Origin of the sequence: Vibrio sp. YT-18 (assembly GCF_033337345.1) — a bacterium.
Lineage (GTDB): Bacteria > Pseudomonadota > Gammaproteobacteria > Enterobacterales > Vibrionaceae > Vibrio > Vibrio alginolyticus.
The window spans coordinates 1-1,201 of sequence record NZ_JAWOQO010000166.1; the positions used below are offsets into that span (position 1 = coordinate 1).

Annotated in this window: 2 protein-coding genes; both read right to left on the reverse strand. The window is 41.7% G+C overall.

Features of this window, described 5'->3' with window-relative positions; all coding sequences use genetic code 11:
* On the reverse strand, positions 1-238 hold a 238-nt coding region (locus R7M72_RS25170), incomplete at its 3' end, for a Clp protease N-terminal domain-containing protein (protein WP_318056469.1).
* Positions 239-248: 10 nt separating this feature from the next.
* Positions 249-1,201: type VI secretion system baseplate subunit TssG (gene tssG / locus R7M72_RS25175; RefSeq protein WP_318056470.1), on the reverse strand; the 953-nt coding region annotated here is incomplete at its 5' end.

Sequence of the window (1,201 nt, forward strand, 5' to 3'; positions counted from 1 at the left end):
TTTTGTATTTTTCAAGCTGAGCTTGCAGTTGTTCTTCGACTTTTCTTTCATCAATATCAAAAGCTTCAAACACTTCTGAATAAATACCGGATGGATGTTGAACTATCGTCAACAACCAGTGGGTCAACTCTATACTATGATGTGTACGCGAACTTGCCATTGCAGCCGCTTGCTCTAGCGTTTCCTTCGCTTGCGGAGACAATCTTTCGACCAACGCTGAAAGTGATAATGAAGCCATTATGTTTCCTTTAAACCGTAATTGTTATGTTGCGATCTTCCGTACGTTCATGTTTTTTCAGTACAGAGCCGACACCTAACTGACCTTGTTGCTTAGATATTTGAACTTGAGGCAATAGACTATGTTTAGTCGTGAGTTGCCATTTAACGTGCTTGTGTTTGCCAATGAAGTCACCTGCTACCTGTTTTATCGTTTTCAATGTATTGGTCTTGGGTAATAGATTTGTGACTTGCTTACTTTCCTTTGGGAGAAACTCAATTGTTGTACTTGCATTGATATTCCAGGCTTTTTTTCCTAGTGACGCACCAGCACCGAGTTGTGCAAACTGGCCTTCGGGCATACTTTTCGATGCCAAACGAGTTTGTTCAGATTTAGACAGTCGCATCCATTGACCTTGAAACTCGTGAATACGAATTTGGCAACCAGACAAACATTCCAAAATGCTCTTCAATGCACCTTTACTTCGTGTTGGAGATGCATACATGCCGCCATAATGCAGTGCTAGATCATTCCCATCGCCAGTCAATGACGACATGCAATCAGTTAATGGGGAGCGCTGATTTTTTGCATGCGCACGCGCTTGTATGGTTAACTGACTCAACTGCCAACTTCGATAATAGAGGGATAAAAGCCGATGGTTAAAAATGTCATAGAAGTCCACCATCGCATGATCGCCTTCTTTCAGTCGATGCAATGCAAGCTCACTGTAATGCTGAGGCAGTACACCCTGCTCCCCCGTCAAGCCAATCAAATTTGTCTCAAGCGCTAATTTATCTTTACCTAATGGTTTAGTAGAAACGAGTTGCGCATTCTCAAAGCCTAAAGACGCATTGACCTTTAAGTTGAGTTTCTCGTTTTTTGGTAATGCATCTGTTCCAATTTGCGATTCAACTTTCAAAAGCTCTTGCTCAATAAGATGAATAGATTCAAACAAAGAACGTTGCTTTAGCTCGCGGTAGAAGT